Source organism: Sorangium sp. So ce887 (assembly GCF_051521455.1).
Classification (GTDB): Bacteria; Myxococcota_A; Polyangia; order Polyangiales; family Polyangiaceae; genus Sorangium.
In genome coordinates this window covers 8,727,159-8,743,954 of sequence record NZ_CP150354.1, presented here as the reverse complement: position 1 = coordinate 8,743,954, position 16,796 = coordinate 8,727,159, and the positions used below count along the sequence as shown (strand labels likewise).

Genomic DNA, 16,796 nt, shown 5'->3' with positions numbered 1-16,796 from the left:
GGCGGTCAGGCGTGGGACAGCATGCCGCGCAGCATCCCGAGCGCGCGCGTGTGCAGCTGCGACACGCGCGGCTCGCCGACCCCGAGCTCGGCGCCGATGTCCTTCAGCTTGGCCCCCTCGAAGTAGTACATGCCGATCACGCGCCGCTCCCGCTCGGGGAGCTGCGCGATGGCGAAGGACAGGGCACGCCGGGTCGCCTGCGCCGCGATCACCTCGATCGGGTCGTCGCCGCCGGACATGTGCGCCGACTCCTCCGTGGGCGTCACCTCGCTCAGGCTCACGAAGACGGTCGTTCCGCCGACCTTGCCGGCCGCCCCGGCCTCGACCGCCTCGCGCGCCCGCCGCGAGAGCCAGTCCTGCGCGCGGAGCTCGTCGACGATCGCGCCACGGATCCGGAGCTTCGCGTAGCCGGCGAACGTCTCGCCGTCGCTGCCGCCGTTCTTGCGGAGCGAGTCGACGAGCCCGAGCATCCCTGCGCTGAGCAGATCGTCGCGCTGCACGTTGGGCGGCAGGTGCCGCGACACCTGGCGCACAAGCTTGCGGACGAGCGGGAAGTACCCCTTCAGGACCTCCGGACGGAGCGGCGCGCCCGGCGGCTCGCGGCGGTGCGACTCGCTCGCGCCGGCCGCCTCGGTACAGCACGGCGGGCAGCTCGCGCCGCTGTCCGGCGCCGCGGCGGGCCACCCCTCCTCGTACGCGCAGGGGGACGGGGTCTCCGCAGATTCCCAGATGTCGTGCGCGCAGCTTGACGTGACCTCTACGGACTCCCACGCATCGTGCGCGAGCGCCGCGACGGGCTCCTGCACCGCGGCGCCAGGCACAGCGTCCAGCGCGTCGAGGTCGACCGCGCCGGGCGCCTCGATCAGCGCGCGATCACACGTGACGACCGGGCACGTCGCGCCCAGGATGACCGGCTGGACAAACTCTTCCCCGTCACAGCACGGGGGGAGTGGCCTGGGAGGAGCAACCTCCTCCCGCTGCAGTCGGGTCGATTGCTGCACGTGAGGTGGATTGGTGCCACAACTCTCGCAGCGTGCAAGGTAGAGCCGTGCAATTGTGTCTGGTGCGGATGTTCAGTGTGTGGAAACTAGCCAGCGGCCTGGGCAGCTCACTTTCCCGTCGCTGATGTGGCAGGAGCCGGGGTGGGTGTTCCTGTACCCACGTTCTTCGGCGGCTCGCTACCGTTGCGCCCCGCGTCCGAATTTGCGCCTGTAGTATTCGAGGGTTGCGCCTGAGTGGCGCGGGGCTCACCTGACCCATACACCTCCTCCTCCGCCGAGACGGGGACATCGCGCGCTGCCTCGTCGGCCGCGACAGAGCCCTTCGCTCCCCCGTAGCGCGGCGCCTCTCCAGGCCTCGAGTAATCCACCCAGTAGACCTTGTCTGATCGAACGTCCAGGTGGACAAATGTCGAGTTGGGATAATACCCGACACCCGCGTTGCGAAAACCGCGGCAGAAATCGCGGACCACGGTATTGGGCACGCCCTCGACCATGAAGTCGACCGCGCGACCGAAGTTGTGGTTGGAGTGCGGGGTGTACTGGGTCGGAGAGTAGGGGCGATAACCGCTGACGACGCGGACGGTCCTGCCGCCGAAGTGGTCGCTGACCATGCCGATCAGCGTGGCGAGGCGCGGGTCGATCGGGATCGAGGCGGTGGGAGACGCGCGCATCAGCCGGCTCAGCTTGGGGAGGGCCTTGGGGACGAGGCGCCCTTTCGGCGTGAGCACCCGGAGCTCGAGCCGCTCGGCGCCGCGCACCAGGCGGACCCACCCGGGGCGCTTGGGCCGCTGGGTGTAACGCTTGTTCGGCGGCAGCGACCGGGCATCTGCCTTCGCGTCCTTCGCGTCCCGCTTCATCGACCCCTTGCCCAGGGGACGGGTCTCGGCGACCCGCTGCTTGGCGCTGGCGCCGCGGCCCGGCTCCGGCTCGTTGCGCAGCGAGGCCGCCGCCCGGCCGGGCGTGGCCCGCGCGGCGGGCTTGCCCCGCTCGGGGATCACGAGGACGAGGCCCGGGTGGATCCGCTGGCCAGGCTTGAGCCCGTTCGCCTCGCGGAGCGCGTCGACCGTGATCCGGTAGCGCTTCGCGATCTTGCCGAGCGTCTGGCCGGCGTAAACCGTGTGCTGGCCGTCCTCGGCGCGCTCGGCGAGCGCCGCGCCGGGGGCGGCGCTCAGGAGAAAGGCCGCCGCGAGGGCGGCGACCATGGACCGCAGCCGCGACGGCCGCGGGCGGGGCTCCATCGCGGTCCCGGCACGGAGGCCGCCGGTGCCGCACAAACGGGAGATCTCCGGATGCATGAGGGGACTCTGACCTGACCTCATCCGTGCCCGACGACCGAGCCCCGGACGGTGCTACCCTGGGCTGGCGCGCGCCTGCCGGCTCGACCGGCGGCGCCGTGCCGCATATCGAGCTTCGATAGGCGGGCGAGAGGCAAGCGTAAAGCGGTTTTTTGCCCCGCGATCGGCTGTGGTGCGAAGCTTCGCCAGAAGCGGCCAGAAGCGATCAGAGGGGATCGGGCGCCCGGGAGACCGGGCAACGCGGCCCGGCCTCCCTTTCTTCATCGAGGCGGGCGCGGAGCAGGACGGACGGGATGTCGGAAGGCAAGAACTTGGTCGGGGTCGACATCGGATCGAGCGCGATCAAGATCGCTCAGATCAAGGAAGGCCGTAAGGGCTACGGCCTCGTGCGGCTCGGCTACGCGCCGCTCGCGCCGCAGGCCATCGTCGATGGCCATGTGATGAACGCGCAGGCCATCGTCGAGGCGCTCGGCCGCGCCTTCTCCGAGGCCAGGATCCGCCAGCGCGAGATCGCGCTCAGCATCAGCGGCCAGGCGGTCATCATCCGCAAGATCACGGTGCCGCTCATGACCGCCGCCGAGCTGGACGAGCAGATCCAGTGGGAGGCCGAGCAGCACATCCCCTTCGATATCAAGGACGTGCACGTCGACTACGAGGTGCTGCGCCGCCGCCCCGAGGCCGGGCAGATGGACCTCTTGCTCGTCGCCGCGAAGCGCGACGAGATCAACGACTACACCCAGATCGCCAGGAACGCGAAGCTCAAGCCCATGGTGGTGGACATCGACGCGTTCACCGTCCAGAACCTGTTCGAGGTGAACCGCGGCGTCCCACCGGACCAGACGTTCGCGATCATCAACGTCGGCGCGAGCCTCGCGTCGATCAACATCGTGTCGCGCGGCGCGAGCGCGTTCACCCGCGACATCGGCAACGGCGGCAACTACATCACCGAGCAGATCCAGCGGAAGCTCGGGATCAGCTTCGAGCAGGCCGAGGAGTTCAAGTGCGCCAGCGTGACCTCGGGCCCGGGCGGCGTGCCCGCCCAGGTCATCGAGACCATCGAGCAGGTGTGCGACTCCATCGCCGGGGAGATCCAGCGCTCGCTCGACTTCTTCCTGGCCACGAGCGGTGAGGGCGACATGCACCGCATCTACCTGACCGGCGGCTCGTCCAACCTGCCGGCGCTGCCCGCCGCGATCGGGCGGCGCGCCCGGGTCGCCGTCGAGCTGATCCAGCCGATGGAGCGCATCACCGTGGAAGCAAAGGAAGTCAACCAGGAGCTGCTCCGGCTCCGGGCGGCGCAGTTCTGCGTCTCGCTCGGGCTCGCGATGCGCAAGGACCGGGAGAAGCGCTCGTGATTCGCGTCAACCTGCTCCCGCAGCGGCGCGGCGCGCGCGGGGCCGCTCCCCAGGCGAGCCAGCGGTGGCTGCTCGTCACGCTCGGCGTCGTGATCCTCGAGATCGTCGCGCTCTTCCTCTTCCACCAGACGAAGGTCGAGGAGCTCGGGGAGCAGACGCGGAAGAACTCGGTGCTCCAGAGCCAGATCCAGGACATCCGCACGCTCGTCGCGAACCACGAGGAGATCAAGAAGTCGCTCGAGGTCCTCCGCGCGCGCGAGGACGCGATCGCGAAGCTCCAGGCGGCGCGCAGCGGGCCGACGGCGGTGCTGCTCGAGCTCGCGCAGCTGCTGACGAACGGCAAGGGGCCGACCGCCGACCCGGACAAGCTCGCGCAGCTCCGCAAGGAGAACCCTCTCGCCGTCTACAACCCCTCCTGGGACAGCCGGCGGCTGTGGCTCTCGAGCTACATCGAGTCCGATCGGACCGTCCGCGTCGAGGGGCTCGCGCGCGACGGCACCGACGTCTACGAGCTCGCCCAGCGGCTCAAGCTGTCGTCGTACTTCTACGACGTGCAGCTGCTGCCGGGGAAGAAGGAGAACGAGAAGGCGTCGCGGCTCGAGCTCGTCTCGTTCGCGCTGCAGCTGAAGGTGAGGTACTGATGGCCACGAAGCCCCAGCCCGTGCAGGCCGGCTCGGCGCTCGACCGGCTGCCGCCGCTCGCGAAGGTCGGCGTCGGCGCGCTCTTCGCGGCGCTCGTCGGCATCCTGTACTTCGTCGGCTTCTACGCCGAGGTGGACTCGCAGATCGAGGGCGCCGTCCAGAAGCAGCAGGTGCTCCAGGCGGAGCTCACCAAGGCGCAAGCGTCGAAGGCCGCCTACCAGAAGGACCTCGACGAGAAGACCCGCCGCGAGCAGCTGAGCCGCGAGCAGAAGAAGATCCTCCCGGACGAGTCCGAGACGCCGGCCTTCCTCTCCGCGATCCAGGGCGTCGCGACCGTCTCCGGCGTCAACCTGACGTCATGGAGCCCCACCGACGAGGTCCCGCAGGAGTTCTTCTCCAAGGTGCCGATGAAGCTGACGCTCTCCGGCAAGTTCCACCAGGTGGCGAAGTTCTTCCACGGCGTGGGGCAGCTCGACCGCATCATCAACCTCGAGGAGGTCCAGATCAAGGAGCCGAAGGTCGTGGGGTCCGACGTGGAGGTCGAGGTGGAGTGCCTCGCGACCGCGTTCCGCGCCGTGCGCGCGGGGGAGACCCCGACGAGCGGCGTGAAGCGGCGGGGCGCCGGAGGTGTGCGGTGAACGCCGGCCGGATGCTGCTGCTCGCCCTCGGGGCGACCACCGCCGCGGCCCTCTCGCTCACGGGGTGCGAGGACGAGCCGGTCGTCACCTCCAGCCAGACGGGCGCGAAGGCCGCGCCGCAGGCCAGCGCCTCGCCGCCGCGCACCCCCGCGGCCGGCGCGTCCGCCGCCGCGGACGCCGGCGTGCCCGAGATGCCGCCGCTGCCGCTCCGGGAGTTCCAGGAGGCCGATTTCTCCGAGAGCGACCGGAGCCGCGACCCGTTCCGGAGCTTCGAGTCGCTCTTCGCGACCCAGGTCCGGGGGCGGGTGACGATCCAGCGGCAGGTCCTCGTGGATCGCTTCGCGCTCGACGAGCTCAAGCTGGTCGGCGTCGTCTCGCGCGCGCCCGCCCGCGCGCTGCTCACCGATCCGACGGGGCTCGGGTGGGTGGTGAAGGTGGGCGATTTCGTCGGCAAGGCCGAGATCGTGCACGCCGGCGGCCCCACGGGCGTCGACGTGGCCGTGAACTGGCGCGTCGATCGGATCCGCGACTCCGACCTCGTCTTCATCCGCGAGGACCCGTCGCACCCGGAGATCCCGCCGACCACGCGCGTGATCGCGCTGAGGCCGCTCGGCGAGACGAACGAGCCGACCTTCGGCTCGCCCTGACCGCCACGAATTGGGCCCGCCCAGGGCACCCGAAGTAGCCTCCCGGCAGCGTGACGCAGATCTCGCGTCACCGCGAAGCGGGAGTGCAATGAAGAGCAATCGAGACTATCGCCCGAGGCGGGGCGCGCTTCGCCGTGCTGCGGCACTCGGGATGATGTTGACCCTCGGCGCTCCTGCGGGAGACGCAGACGCGGCCGCCCCGATCCAGGTCAGCGACGTCAGGCTCACGGCGCCTTCAGAGGGGAGGGCCGAGATCGTGGTCGCGACGAGCGGGGCGCCGCGCTTCTCGGCGCGCGTGGCGGACGGCGGCAAGCGGCTCCTCGTCGACCTGGAGGGCGCCGAGTCGTCGGCGGGGGCACCCGGCGCGATCACGGACGGCAACGCGATCGTGGCGGGGGTGATGACCCAGGGGTTCGGCAAGGCGGCGCAGCGCACGACGCGGGTGCTCGTGCAGCTCGCGCGCCCGGCGGCTTACCGGATCCGCGCCGAGCAGGGCGCGCTCGTGATCGAGCTCGCCGCCGCCGACGCGACCGCGCCCATGGCGGCGCGGGCCCCGGCCTCGCCCCAGGCGGCGGCGCCGGCGCGCGAGCCGGCGACGATCACCGACGTGCGCTTCGAGCACCAGGCGACGCTCGATCGGGTCATCATCGAGCTCTCGTCGATCCCGAGCTACCGCGAGTCGACCGGCAGGGCCGGCCGCCGCGTCATCGAGCTCAGCGGCGTCCGGCTGCCCGACGCCCTCCAGCGCAAGCTCGACGTCGGCGCCTTCGGCGGTCCGGTGCGGGCGATCTCGACGTTCCGGCGCAACAGCGACGGCTCCCGGGTCGTCGTCGAGGTCGAGCAGGCCGAGGGCGCCGCGGGCGCGCTTTCGCGCGAGGGCAACGCGCTCGTGCTCAGCGTCGCGAAGGGGGCGTTGCCCTCGACCCTCTCGGGGATCGGCGTCGACGGGGGCGCGGCGCGGCGGACCCGCACGGTCGCGCGCGAGGAGCTCCCGGGCGTCGGGGCGCCGGAGATCGAGACCTCGTTCGAGGGGGTCGCGAGCAGCCAGGAGTCGCTCGTCGAGCCGGACCAGGCCGGCGCCTTCACGCCGGCGCTCGCCGGGCAGCAGCGGCGGTTCACGGGGCGGCGCATCGACCTCGACCTGAAGGACGCGGACATCCACAACGTCCTCCGGCTGATCTCCGACGTGGGGCGGGTCAACATCGTGACCGCCGACAACGTGAGCGGGACGGTCACCATCCGGATGCGCAACGTCCCGTGGGACCAGGCGCTCGAGACGGTGCTCCAGGCCAAGGGCCTCGGGGTGGTCCGGCAGGGCAACATGATCCGCGTCGCCCCGATCGCCGATCTCAACAAGGAGCGGGAGCTCGCGATCGCGCGGCGCAAGAGCGAGCTCCAGCTCGCGCCGATCGAGACGCGGCTCATCCCGATCAACTACGCGGACGCGAAGGACCTCCAGGATCGCTCGAAGGACATGCTCTCGCCGCGCGGCTCGCTCGCGGTCGACGAGCGGACCAACGTGCTCATCGCCCGCGACGTCGCGGGCAACCTGAACCAGATCGAGGAGCTCGTCCGCTCGCTCGACACGCAGACGCCGCAGGTGCTGATCGAGGCGCGGGTGGTGGAGGCGACGAGCCGCTACGTGCGCGACATCGGCATCCAGTGGGGCGGCGACGGGACGTTCAGCGCGGCGACCGGCAACCCGACGGGGCTCGTGTTCCCCTCGGCGATCGGCGTCGCCGGCGGCGCGACCGACTCGAACACCCCGACCGGCGGCCTCTCGCCGTTCGCGAACCAGGTCGCGAACCCGAACTTCGCGGTGAACCTGCCGGCCATCGTCGGCGCCGGGCAGGGCGGCGCGCTCGGCTTCACGCTCGGCTCGATCAACAACACCGTCAACCTCGGCGTCCGGCTCTCCGCGGCCGAGGCCAGCGGCATGCTGCGGATCATCTCGAGCCCGCGCATCCTCACGCTCGACAACCGGGAGGCGCGGATCAGCCAGGGCACGCTGATCCCGTTCTCGCAGATCAGCGCCCAGGGCGTGCAGACGACCTTCCAGGAGGCCAAGCTCCAGCTGCTCGTCAAGCCGCACGTCACGTCGGACGGCAGCGTCGCGATGCACGTGAAGATCAACCGCGACGAGCCCGACTTCAACCAGACCTCGGCCCGCGGCGATCCCACCATCCTGAAGCGCGAGGCGGAGACCGACCTCCTGATCATGGACGGGCACACGGCGGTGATCGGCGGGATCTTCACCCGCAACACCGGCCGGAACCTCGACCAGGTGCCGTTCTTCGGGGACATCCCCGTCCTCGGCCTGCTCTTCCAGCGGCGCCGCGCGAGCGACACCCGGAGCGAGCTCGTCATCTTCCTCACGCCGCGCATCGTGAACCGCGCCGAGGCCCTCGGCCGCTAGCGCTCCCGCCGCCGCGCGTTCGCCGCGGCGCGCCGTTCCACGCCAGAGTTCCACGTCAGAGCTCCCCGCCAGAGCTCCCCGTCAGAGGCGCTTCCGCCGGGCCGCCTCCCGCATCGTCGGGACGGCGGCCGTCACGACGTCGCGCAGCCACGCCCGCGCGGGGTCGTCCTCGGTCCGGCCGTTCCAGGCCATCGCGATCTCGATGGGCGGCAGCTCGAACGGCAGGTCGAAGGTGCGGAGCGGCAGCAGGCTCGAGAACGCCCTGCCGAGGCGCGTGGCCACGGTGGCCACGAGGTCCGACGCCGTGACGACGTGCGGCAGGAGGAACACGTGCGGCACCGCCATGGCCTCGCGCCGCGCGATGCCGCGCGCCGCGATGAGGTCGTCCGCGACCCCGTCGTGGGCGCCGTGCCGGGGGGCGACGACGTGCCCGAGGGCGGCGTAGCTCTGGAGGTCGACGCGCCCGCGCGCCGTCGGGTGGCTCGCGCGCGCGAGCCCGGCGAAGCGATCGTCGAAGAGCGCCGCGCGGCGCAGGCCGGACGGGAGGGTGTCCTCCGGAAAGACACCGATCGCGAGATCGATCTCGCCGTTCCGGAGCGCGTCGACGGCGCGGGCGTCGAGGGGGAGCAGGTGGAGCGCGAGCTTCGGTCCGCCCTCCGCGAGCGCCGCGTTGAGCTGCGGCAGGAGCAGGAGCTCCACGTACTCGGTCGTGGCGATCCGGAAGGTGCGCTCGCTCGTCGCCGGGTCGAAGGTCGGCCTCGTCCCGCCGAAGAGGCTCGCGAGATCGTGCATGATCGCCGCGACCTGCGGGGTCATCGCCTCGGCGCGCGAGGTGAGCGCCATCTGCCGGCCGACCCGGACGAGCAGCGGGTCGGAGAAGAGCTCGCGCAGCCGCGTCAGCGCGTGGCTCATGGCGGGCTGGCTGAGCCCCACCCGGCGGGCCGCGAGGGTCACGCTGCGCTCCTGGAGCAAGGCGTCGAGCGCGATGACGAGGTTGACGTCGATCGCCGATAGATTCACCCGTGGAATATATAACTAAATGCATATCCACAGGATGGATACTTGCGTTTTCTTGCGCGCGGGGTGTGCCGGAGCGCACGGGCGGCCCGGAACGTGCGCGGCCCGGCGCCTGCGGGCGCTGTCGTGCGGCCGGGGTGGCTGCTAGGGTCGCCCGCGGCGCCACCTGACCGGCGGCGCCCCGCGGAGACCATGACATCGACCGTTCTGCTCGGGGGGATCGACCACTTCCACCTCATGAACGATCGCGCCATGCGATCGCGCGGCCAGGCGGGCAATCACTGCCTGTTCGTGCTCGAGCTCGACGGTCGCCTCGACCTCGGCCGGCTCGCGGCGCGCCTCGATCGCGCGACGCGGGCGCTGCCCGAGCTGCGCTTCCGGCTCGACAACAGCGTGCTCGGGCGGGTGGGGCGGCCCCGCTGGGTGGTCGATCACCACCGGCGCGCCCCCGAGCCGCGCCTCCACGAGGTCGCCGGCGAGCGCGAGCGCGCGGCGCGCATCGAGGCGCTGCTCGCGGACCGGACCTCGGGCGAGCGGCCGTGGGCGCTCGACGTCGTGCGCGGGGCGGGCGGCGGCGATACGGTCGTGCTCCGCCACCACCATGCGCTGACGGACGGCAGGGGCGCGGATCGGCTCGCCGCGTGGCTCGGCTCGGGCAGCGGCGACGCGCCGGACGATCCGCCGCTGCGGCAGGAGCGGCACGACGCCCCCGAGCGCCTCCTCGCGGCGATGGGCCGCGACGAGCGGCTCGCGCTGGCGCGCGCGTACAAGGCCCACGTGCTGGCGCTCGGCCGCGCGCCGATCCTGTCGCTCGCGCGCGCCTGTCCGGGGGTGCGGGCCGCGACCTCCCGCGTCGTCCGGCTCTCGCTCTCGGCGGAGGAGACCCGCGCCTTCGATCTCCGGGTGCGGCAGCGCGCGCGGCTCGCCGAGTCGAGCCTCATGCTGATCGCGGCGACGCGGCTCGCCGATCGCGCGCTCGTGGCCCGCGGCTTCGCCCCGCCGCACCACGTGGTCCCGCTGCCCCTCTCGCTCGACCCCAAGGCGGGCGCGCGGCGGCTGTTCGGCAATCACCTCACGATGGTCCTGCTCTCGCTCGGCCGCGACGAGCTCCACGACGAGGCCCGCGCGGTGGCCCGCCTGGCGGAGCAGCAGCGCGCGATGGTGCGCGACCGGCTCGATCTCGGCATGGTCGCCGCGCTCGATCTGGCCCGCTGGCTCCCCGGGCCGGTCTACCGCTGGCTCGGCGACCAGCCGTTCCATGGCGAGCTCGCCTCGCTGATCGTCTCGAACCCCGGCGCGGTGACGGTGGACCGGTTCGCGGGGCGGCCCGTGCGCTCGGCGTACCCGCTGCCTGCGGTCGTCACGCCGCCGGGCTTCCAGGTCATCTTCAGCCGCTTCGGCGGGCGCCTCTCGGCGTCGATCGTCCACGGCGACGGGCTGCTCCGCCCGGACGAGGCGGCGGCGATGCCGGGCGCGCTCCGCGCCGAGCTGCTCGGAGAGCCCGGGCCGCCGGCCCGCGGCGGGGTATAAGGGCCGGCGTCATGCGCACCTTCGACGTCGTCATCATCGGCAGCGGCATCGCCGGCGGCTTCCTCGCGCGGCAGCTCCGCCTCGCTTGCCCCGACCTCGGGGTCCTCGTGCTCGAGGCCGCCGCGGCGATGGAGGACTACAAGGTCGGGGAGAGCACGGTGGAGGTCGCGGCGAACTACATGGTTCGTCGGCTGAACCTCGGCACCTACCTGTACCAGCACCAGCTGCCCAAGAACGGGCTCCGCTTCTTCTTCGACTCGCCGGGCAAGGATCTCCCGCTCCCCCGGATGAGCGAGATCGGCTCCGACCACATGCCGTTCCACCCGAGCTTCCAGCTCGAGCGCGCGCGGCTGGAGCGCGATCTCGTCGCGATGAACCGCGCGGCGGGCGCCGAGGTCGAGCTCGGCGCCAAGGTGGTCGACGTCGCGATCGACGGTCGCGGGCGGCACAGGGTGGTCTACGAGCAGGGCGGCGAGCGGCGCGAGGTCGCCTGCCGCTGGGTGTGCGACGCCTCCGGTCGGCGGCACGTGCTCCTCCGCAAGCTCGGCGTGAAGGTGCACAAGGAGACGCGGCTCAACACGGCGGCCGCGTGGGGGCGCTACCGCGGCGTCGCGGGGCTCGATGCGGTCACCGACGCGGCGTGGCGGTCGCGCGCGCGGTACACGTCGCGCCACCTGTCGACGAACCACTTCATGTACGACGGGTACTGGATCTGGTTCATCCCGCTCGCGGGAGACCTGGAGGGGACCGCGAACGCGGATCCCCGACCCGCGTTGATGAGCGTGGGCGTGGTCTTCGACAAGGACCGGATCGGCGAGGGGAACGCGCCGGCCGGCGCGCTGCCCGGGCCGCGCACGCGCGCCGACTTCGAGCGCTTCCTGGGCGCCCACCGCGCCGTGCGCGAGCTGCTCGAAGGGGCGGAGCTCGAGGACTTCCAGAGCTATGCGCACCTGCCGTACCACGCGGATCGGTACTTCTCGACCGACCGTTACGCCGTCACCGGCGAGGCGGGCGCGTTCACCGATCCGTTCTACAGCCCCGGATCCGATTTCATCGCGACCGCGAACGAGTTCATCACGCAGATGATCCTCGCCGACGTGGGCGGCGACCGGTCCGGGTTCGAGGAGAGGGTGGGGGCGTACGACGCGTACTATCGCTTCAAGTACGACAGCACGCTCCGGCTCTATGAGCGCATGTATCCGGTGTTCGGCAGCTTCGAGCTCTACCGGCTGAAGTACCTGCTCGATTTCAACAACTACTACAACCTCGTCGCCTGGCCGTTCATGGCCGACCGTGTGACGGACGTGGGCTGGATCCGGGAGGAGCTCCGGTTCACCGATCTCGTGCTGCGGGCCCTCTCGACGATGGGCGAGCATTTCGCGTCGCTGGCGTCTGACCTCCGCGCGCGGGGCGAGTACTTCGCGCAGAACGAGGGGCGCTTCGCCAACGGGCTGAACGGCGTCGCGCAGCTGGAGACGCGGCTCGGTCCGGCGATCGACGAGCGGTTCCGGCGCGAGCAGGTCGACCGGGCCTACGGGAGCGTGTTCGCGGCGCTCGTCGAGCGGCGGCTCGCCGAGCGGGGCCTGTCCGATCGCGCGCCTCTCGTCTCGGAGCTCAAGCTCCCGCAGGTGCTCGTGTTCCGGGACATCACGCCCGACCGGCTCGCGCGTCTCCTCGAGCGCATCGGTGAGCGGATGACCAGGGAGCTCCGCGGCGAGTTCCCGGACGCCGGGGTCGAGCGGGTGGAGCTCGGGCCTGGCGGCGAGGTCTCGGTGACGGGTCCCACCGCGGGGACCGGGGCGCACGCGGAGGTCCTCGCCCGCGCCCGGGCGCTCTGGGACGCCTCGGCGGGCTCGCTCGCGCAGATCGCCCTCTGATCCGGGACAAAAAAGCGCCGTTTCCGCTGTACGCGCGCCCGTTCCGCAGTATCACAGCGGCCGATGCGGTGGCGAGCAGCAGGTGGGCGTCTGGGTCAGTGGATGGTCTCCTTGGCGCTCTCGATGAGCGCCATCGGCGCCTGCGTCGGCGCGGCGACCGAAGGCGGCGCGCAGGCCGCGTCGCCGCAGGATCCGCCGGCGCAGGGGTGGATCACCGCCGCGACGCCTGACGCGGATGCCGGCCCGCGGTGTCCGCACGGCGCGCTGGAGGACCCGCACCGTGGCTTCGTGCGGTGCCTCGAGCCGGGCGAGGCGGACGCCGGCTGGCTGCCGCCGTCCCCGCAGCCCGAGCCCCCTCCGGACGACGCCGGCGCCCCGCCGCCCGACGGCGGCCCCATCGACGGCGGCGCCCCTGACGCCTCGATCGTCTCGGCCCCGCCTCCTCTCGTGGAGGTCAAGGAGCCCGAGTTCATGAACGGCGACGTCCCGAACGTGGCCAAGCGGCTGGAGAAGGTCTCCGCCGACCTGGCGAAGTGCGTCGCCGATCATGGCGGCCTCTCCGGCGTGACGGGCAGCATCAAGCTCCAGTTCCTTGTCCGCGTCCGGGGCCGAGCCGAGGGCGTCGAGATCCTCGATTCCCGTGGCGTGACCCCCGACGCTCAGCGCTGCATCCGTCAGTTCCTCAAGAACCGGCACATCGGCACCCCCAGCGTCGACCCCGTGGGCGTCACCGTCACCCTCTCCCTCCGCGCCCCGAAATAGCGCCCCCACCCCCTCCCGCCCCGGGTCCGTCGCCCGTCGGGTTGACGCAGCCCTCCCGGACTCTATCCTGCCGCGCCGCTGTGCCCGATCCAATGCTCACCCGCGAGATCGCCCGCCGAAAGACGTTCGCGATCATTTCCCACCCCGACGCTGGCAAGACCACGCTCACCGAGAAGCTCCTGCTGTACGGAGGCGCGATCCAGCTCGCCGGCGCCGTGAAGGCGAAGAAGGCGCGGGCCCACGCGGTCAGCGACTGGATGGAGATGGAGCGCGAGCGTGGCATCTCGATCTCCACCAGCGTCCTCCAGTTCCCTTACAAGGGCCGCCTCCTGAGCCTGGTCGATACGCCCGGCCACGCCGATTTCAGCGAGGACACGTACCGCGCGCTCATGGCGACCGACGCGGCCATCATGATCCTCGACTGCGCGAAGGGCGTCGAGGTGCAGACGAAGAAGCTCTTCCGCGTCTGCAAGCTCCGGCAGATGCCGATCTTCACCTTCGTCAACAAGCTCGACCGCCCGGGGCGCGACCCGTTCGAGCTCATCGGCGAGGTCGAGGAGGTCCTCGGCATCGGCGTCTACCCGGTCACCTGGCCCATCTCGGTGGGCGGCAAGTTCCGCGGCGTGTACCACCGCGAGCGCAAGCAGGTGTTCCTCTTCGAGCTCGTCGCGCACGGCGCCGAGATCGCCCCGATGGAGGTCGTGTCGCTCGACGCGCCCGAGCTCGTCGAGGTGCTCGAGGAGGAGGGGGCGCGCCAGCTGCGCGAGGACATCGAGCTCATCGACGCCGCCGGCGACGCGCTCGATCGCGACAAGCTCGCCCGCGGAGAGGTCACGCCGATGTTCTTCGGCAGCGCCATCACCAACTTCGGCCTGCCGCAGTTCCTGGACGCCTTCATCGAGCTCATGCCCCCGCCCGCGCCGCGCGGCAGCGACAAGGGCCCCATCGCCCCGGACGACGACCGCTTCACCGCGTTCGTCTTCAAGATCCAGGCGAACATGGACCGGGCCCACCGCGACCGGATCGCGTTCCTCCGCGTCTGCTCCGGCCGCTACGAGCGCGGGATGAAGGTGCACCACGTGCGCCTCGGCCGCGACATCCGGCTCACCAACCCGGTGCAGTTCATGGCCCAGGAGCGCACGCTCGTGGACGACGGCTTCGCGGGCGACATCATCGGCGTCTTCGACCCCGGGCTGTTCCTCATCGGCGACACCCTCTGCAGCGGCCCGCCCGTGAAGTACGCCGCGCTGCCGCAGTTCCCGCCGGAGCAGTTCGCCCGCGTCCTCATGATCGACCCCATGAAGCGCAAGCAGCTCAAGAAGGGGCTCGATCAGCTCGCGCAGGAGGGCTCGGTGCAGCTCTTCCGGCCGCCGGAGGGGCGGGAGGGCGAGGCCATCCTCGGGGTCGTGGGCGAGCTCCAGTTCGACGTCGTGAAGCACCGGCTCGCGGCCGAGTACGGCGTCGACGCCCGGCTCGAGCGGCTCTCGTTCAGCCTGGCCCGCTGGGTCGAGGGCGAGCCGGTGCCCCTCGCCGAGCTCGAGTCGAGCCTCTACGGCTACGGCGCCCGCGACGTGCACGGCAACGCGGTCGTGCTCTTCAAGGGCGAATGGCAGCTCGACGCCTGCGCAAAGGCGTTCCCCAAGGCGCGCTTCGTGGAGCTAGGCGGCTCGATCAGCCCGGTCTGACAGAGCGGCGCTACTGCGAGAGGAGCGCCTTGAGGTGGCGCACGGACGGCGAGCCGTGGCTGAGCAGGCGGTCGTGGTAGGCGCGCTCCGAGAAGCCGGGCTTGGCCTGGTGCTCGGCGCGCAGGCGCATCATCTCGGTGAAGCCGTGGAAGTACGTGGTGAGCTGCGCGCTCGTGAGCCGGGCGCGCCGCCACTTGCCGACGGCCTCGCCCTCCTCCTGGAACGCGTCCTTCGTCATGAGCGCGAGCGCCTCCTTCTCGTCCATCGCGCCCGCGTGCACCCCGTGGTCGATGATGGCGTTCGCCGCCATGCGCAGCACCATCTTCTGGCGCTGCATCCGCACCTTCGGGCCCCCGAAGCCGTGGTGGGCCATCAGCCACTCGGTGTAGACCGCCCACCCCTCGACGAACGGGCCGCTCGAGAAGACCGCGCGGAACTTCGAGGGGAACTCGTTGTTGTGCATGAGCTGCAGGAAGTGCCCCGGCATCGCCTCGTGGATGGTGAGGTCGGCGAGCATGCTCGTGTTGTACTCGCGGTAGAACGAGTCGACGCGCGCCTTCGGCCAGTCCTTCGGCGTCGGCGCGATCGCGAAGAACGTCTCCTGCTTCGCCTCGAGCGGGCCGGACGCGTCGCAGTAGGCGATCGCGACGCCGCGGCGGTACTCCGGCATCTCGATCACCCGGCAGGGCTCGTCCGGGACGCGCACGAGGTCGCGCTTGCGGACGAAGTCGGTCGCCTCCGCGAGCAGCTTCTCCGACGCCTTCACGATGGTGGCGTTCGTCGGGCGATCGGCCGCGATCGCGTCGAGGACCCTCCGGATCGCCGCCATCTTCTCGTCCTGCGTCTCGACCCGCGGGAACGGCTGCTTCCCGAAGAGCTCCGGCCAGAGCTCCCTCGAGGTCTCCAGCATCTCGGCGTGCGTCGCCGCGAGCAGCGCGCGGGCGCCCGTCACCACGCCGTCGATGTCGACGGACGCGTCGTCCAGCGAGAAGCGGAGCTTCTTCTCGAAGCGCGCGCGGCCCAGCCGGAAGTCGCCGTCGCTCCGCGGGAGCAGGTCCTTCTCGAGGAACGCCTGGAAGCCCTCGAGCGCCGCGGCGGCGGCCTTCGCGGCCGCGTCGAGCTCGGCCTTCTGCGCCGGCGCGGACGCGAACAGCGCCGGGAGCTCGGCCTTGCAGAGCGCGATGAGCCCCTTGTTCTGCGCGATCGTCGTCTCGGTGTGGATGCGCGGCGGCGCCGCCGTGAGGCGCTGCTGCGCGCTCCGGACGAGCGCGGGGATGCCCGAGAGGCGGCCCCCGAGGCTCCGCAGGCGCTCCTCGAGCGGCGCGAAGCTCCTCGTGATCAGCGGGTCGAGCCCGTCGCCGATGAGGCCGGTGGTGACCATCGGGTTCCACGTCGCCTCGCGGAGCTCGTCGATCGCGAACAGCCAGGAGCGCAGCTGGTTCTCGATCATCGCCGCGTCGACGCGGCTCTGGAGGCCGAGCTGCTCCAGGGGCAGCGCCCGGAGCTCGGACAGCGCGGCCTCGATCGTGCGCCGGCGCGCCGCCTCGCCCTGCTCGGTGACGTCCGGCCACGCGCCGTCGTACCGGTGGTCCCCCGCCTCGGTGGCGCGGACCGGCTCGTCGCGCAGGTACTCCTCGAGCACGCGCGCCGACAGCGTCGCGAGCGCCCGCTCGGCGCCCGCCTCCGCGCCCGCCTCCGCGCCCGCGGCGCCGGGCGGCGCGTTGACCGCGCTCACGACGGGCCCCTTCGCCCCGGGCTGCGCGGGCGGCGCGACCGTGGGCTCGGCCGATCCGCACGCGCAGAGCAGCGCGACGAGCAGGGGAAGGCCGCCCCGTAGCGACCTCTGGACGGTGGAGAGCTCATCGAGGAGATCATGGTGTCGCACCTGCGCCTTCTAGCGAAAGCCCGCGGAGAAGGGAACGCGCCCCGGGG

Annotated in this window: 13 protein-coding genes; 9 read left to right on the top strand and 4 right to left on the bottom strand. The window is 71.8% G+C overall.

Annotated elements, in window-relative coordinates; genetic code table 11:
• Positions 1-5: 5 nt before the first annotated feature.
• Positions 6-1,001 (bottom strand): sigma-70 family RNA polymerase sigma factor, encoded by a 996-nt coding sequence (locus WMF36_RS32610; RefSeq protein WP_437574674.1) that lies wholly within the window; start codon positions 999-1,001, stop codon positions 6-8.
• Positions 1,002-1,108: 107 nt separating this feature from the next.
• Positions 1,109-2,296 (bottom strand): DUF882 domain-containing protein, encoded by a 1,188-nt coding sequence (locus WMF36_RS32605; protein WP_437574673.1) that lies wholly within the window; start codon positions 2,294-2,296, stop codon positions 1,109-1,111.
• A 293-nt stretch (positions 2,297-2,589) separates the two neighbouring features.
• Here WMF36_RS32605 and pilM point away from each other — a divergent pair, with 293 nt between their 5' ends.
• The 5 genes from pilM to WMF36_RS32580 all read left to right on the top strand — a co-directional run bounded on the left by pilM (position 2,590) and on the right by WMF36_RS32580 (position 7,993).
• Positions 2,590-3,651: a type IV pilus assembly protein PilM gene (pilM, locus tag WMF36_RS32600; RefSeq protein ID WP_437574671.1), complete on the top strand. Its 1,062-nt coding sequence runs from the start codon at positions 2,590-2,592 to the stop codon at positions 3,649-3,651.
• The gene (locus WMF36_RS32595) at positions 3,648-4,292 is read left to right on the top strand and encodes a PilN domain-containing protein (RefSeq protein ID WP_437574670.1); all 645 of its coding nucleotides are present in this window, start codon (positions 3,648-3,650) and stop codon (positions 4,290-4,292) included. Before pilM ends, WMF36_RS32595 begins: the two co-directional genes overlap by 4 nt.
• Complete coding sequence (locus tag WMF36_RS32590) at positions 4,292-4,930, top strand: type 4a pilus biogenesis protein PilO (RefSeq protein ID WP_437574669.1); 639 nt, start codon at positions 4,292-4,294, stop codon at positions 4,928-4,930. The genes WMF36_RS32595 and WMF36_RS32590 overlap by 1 nt, the downstream gene beginning before the upstream one ends.
• The gene (locus WMF36_RS32585) at positions 4,927-5,577 is read left to right on the top strand and encodes a pilus assembly protein PilP (RefSeq protein ID WP_437574667.1); all 651 of its coding nucleotides are present in this window, start codon (positions 4,927-4,929) and stop codon (positions 5,575-5,577) included. The genes WMF36_RS32590 and WMF36_RS32585 overlap by 4 nt, the downstream gene beginning before the upstream one ends.
• A 151-nt stretch (positions 5,578-5,728) precedes the next feature.
• On the top strand, positions 5,729-7,993 hold the full coding sequence (locus WMF36_RS32580; RefSeq protein ID WP_437574666.1) for a type IV pilus secretin PilQ: 2,265 nt from the start codon (positions 5,729-5,731) through the stop codon (positions 7,991-7,993).
• A gap of 81 nt (positions 7,994-8,074) precedes the next feature.
• On the opposite strand, the gene WMF36_RS32575 is transcribed toward WMF36_RS32580, so the two are convergent.
• Positions 8,075-9,013, bottom strand: a complete 939-nt coding sequence (locus WMF36_RS32575; protein WP_437574664.1) for a LysR family transcriptional regulator — start codon at positions 9,011-9,013, stop codon at positions 8,075-8,077.
• 189 nt (positions 9,014-9,202) lie between these two features.
• On the opposite strand from WMF36_RS32575, the gene WMF36_RS32570 reads away from it, so the two are divergent.
• From WMF36_RS32570 to WMF36_RS32555, 4 genes are all read left to right on the top strand, one after another.
• Complete coding sequence (locus WMF36_RS32570; protein WP_437574663.1) at positions 9,203-10,540, top strand: wax ester/triacylglycerol synthase domain-containing protein; 1,338 nt, start codon at positions 9,203-9,205, stop codon at positions 10,538-10,540.
• A gap of 11 nt (positions 10,541-10,551) precedes the next feature.
• Positions 10,552-12,417 (top strand): FAD-dependent oxidoreductase, encoded by a 1,866-nt coding sequence (locus tag WMF36_RS32565; RefSeq protein ID WP_437574662.1) that lies wholly within the window; start codon positions 10,552-10,554, stop codon positions 12,415-12,417.
• A 102-nt stretch (positions 12,418-12,519) separates the two neighbouring features.
• Complete coding sequence (locus tag WMF36_RS32560; protein ID WP_437574661.1) at positions 12,520-13,179, top strand: hypothetical protein; 660 nt, start codon at positions 12,520-12,522, stop codon at positions 13,177-13,179.
• Between the two features lie 92 nt (positions 13,180-13,271).
• On the top strand, positions 13,272-14,864 hold the full coding sequence (locus tag WMF36_RS32555; protein WP_437574660.1) for a peptide chain release factor 3: 1,593 nt from the start codon (positions 13,272-13,274) through the stop codon (positions 14,862-14,864).
• A gap of 10 nt (positions 14,865-14,874) precedes the next feature.
• Here WMF36_RS32555 and WMF36_RS32550 read toward each other — a convergent pair whose 3' ends face one another.
• Positions 14,875-16,749 carry a DUF885 domain-containing protein gene (locus WMF36_RS32550; RefSeq protein WP_437574659.1) on the bottom strand — a complete coding sequence of 625 codons (1,875 nt, stop codon included), beginning with the start codon at positions 16,747-16,749 and terminating at the stop codon, positions 14,875-14,877.
• Between the last annotated feature and the right edge of the window lie 47 nt (positions 16,750-16,796).

What these genes read in the sequence shown, in the direction of transcription:
- WMF36_RS32605 (WP_437574673.1), bottom strand. Translation starts at nt 2,296, where the DNA reads ATGCATCCGGAGATCTCCCGTTTGTGCGGCACCGGCGGCCTCCGTGCC.
- pilM (WP_437574671.1), top strand. Translation starts at nt 2,590, where the DNA reads ATGTCGGAAGGCAAGAACTTGGTCGGGGTCGACATCGGATCGAGCGCG.
- WMF36_RS32590 (WP_437574669.1), top strand. Translation starts at nt 4,292, where the DNA reads ATGGCCACGAAGCCCCAGCCCGTGCAGGCCGGCTCGGCGCTCGACCGG.
- WMF36_RS32580 (WP_437574666.1), top strand. Translation starts at nt 5,729, where the DNA reads ATGATGTTGACCCTCGGCGCTCCTGCGGGAGACGCAGACGCGGCCGCC.
- WMF36_RS32570 (WP_437574663.1), top strand. Translation starts at nt 9,203, where the DNA reads ATGACATCGACCGTTCTGCTCGGGGGGATCGACCACTTCCACCTCATG.
- WMF36_RS32565 (WP_437574662.1), top strand. Translation starts at nt 10,552, where the DNA reads ATGCGCACCTTCGACGTCGTCATCATCGGCAGCGGCATCGCCGGCGGC.
- WMF36_RS32560 (WP_437574661.1), top strand. Translation starts at nt 12,520, where the DNA reads ATGGTCTCCTTGGCGCTCTCGATGAGCGCCATCGGCGCCTGCGTCGGC.
- WMF36_RS32555 (WP_437574660.1), top strand. Translation starts at nt 13,272, where the DNA reads ATGCTCACCCGCGAGATCGCCCGCCGAAAGACGTTCGCGATCATTTCC.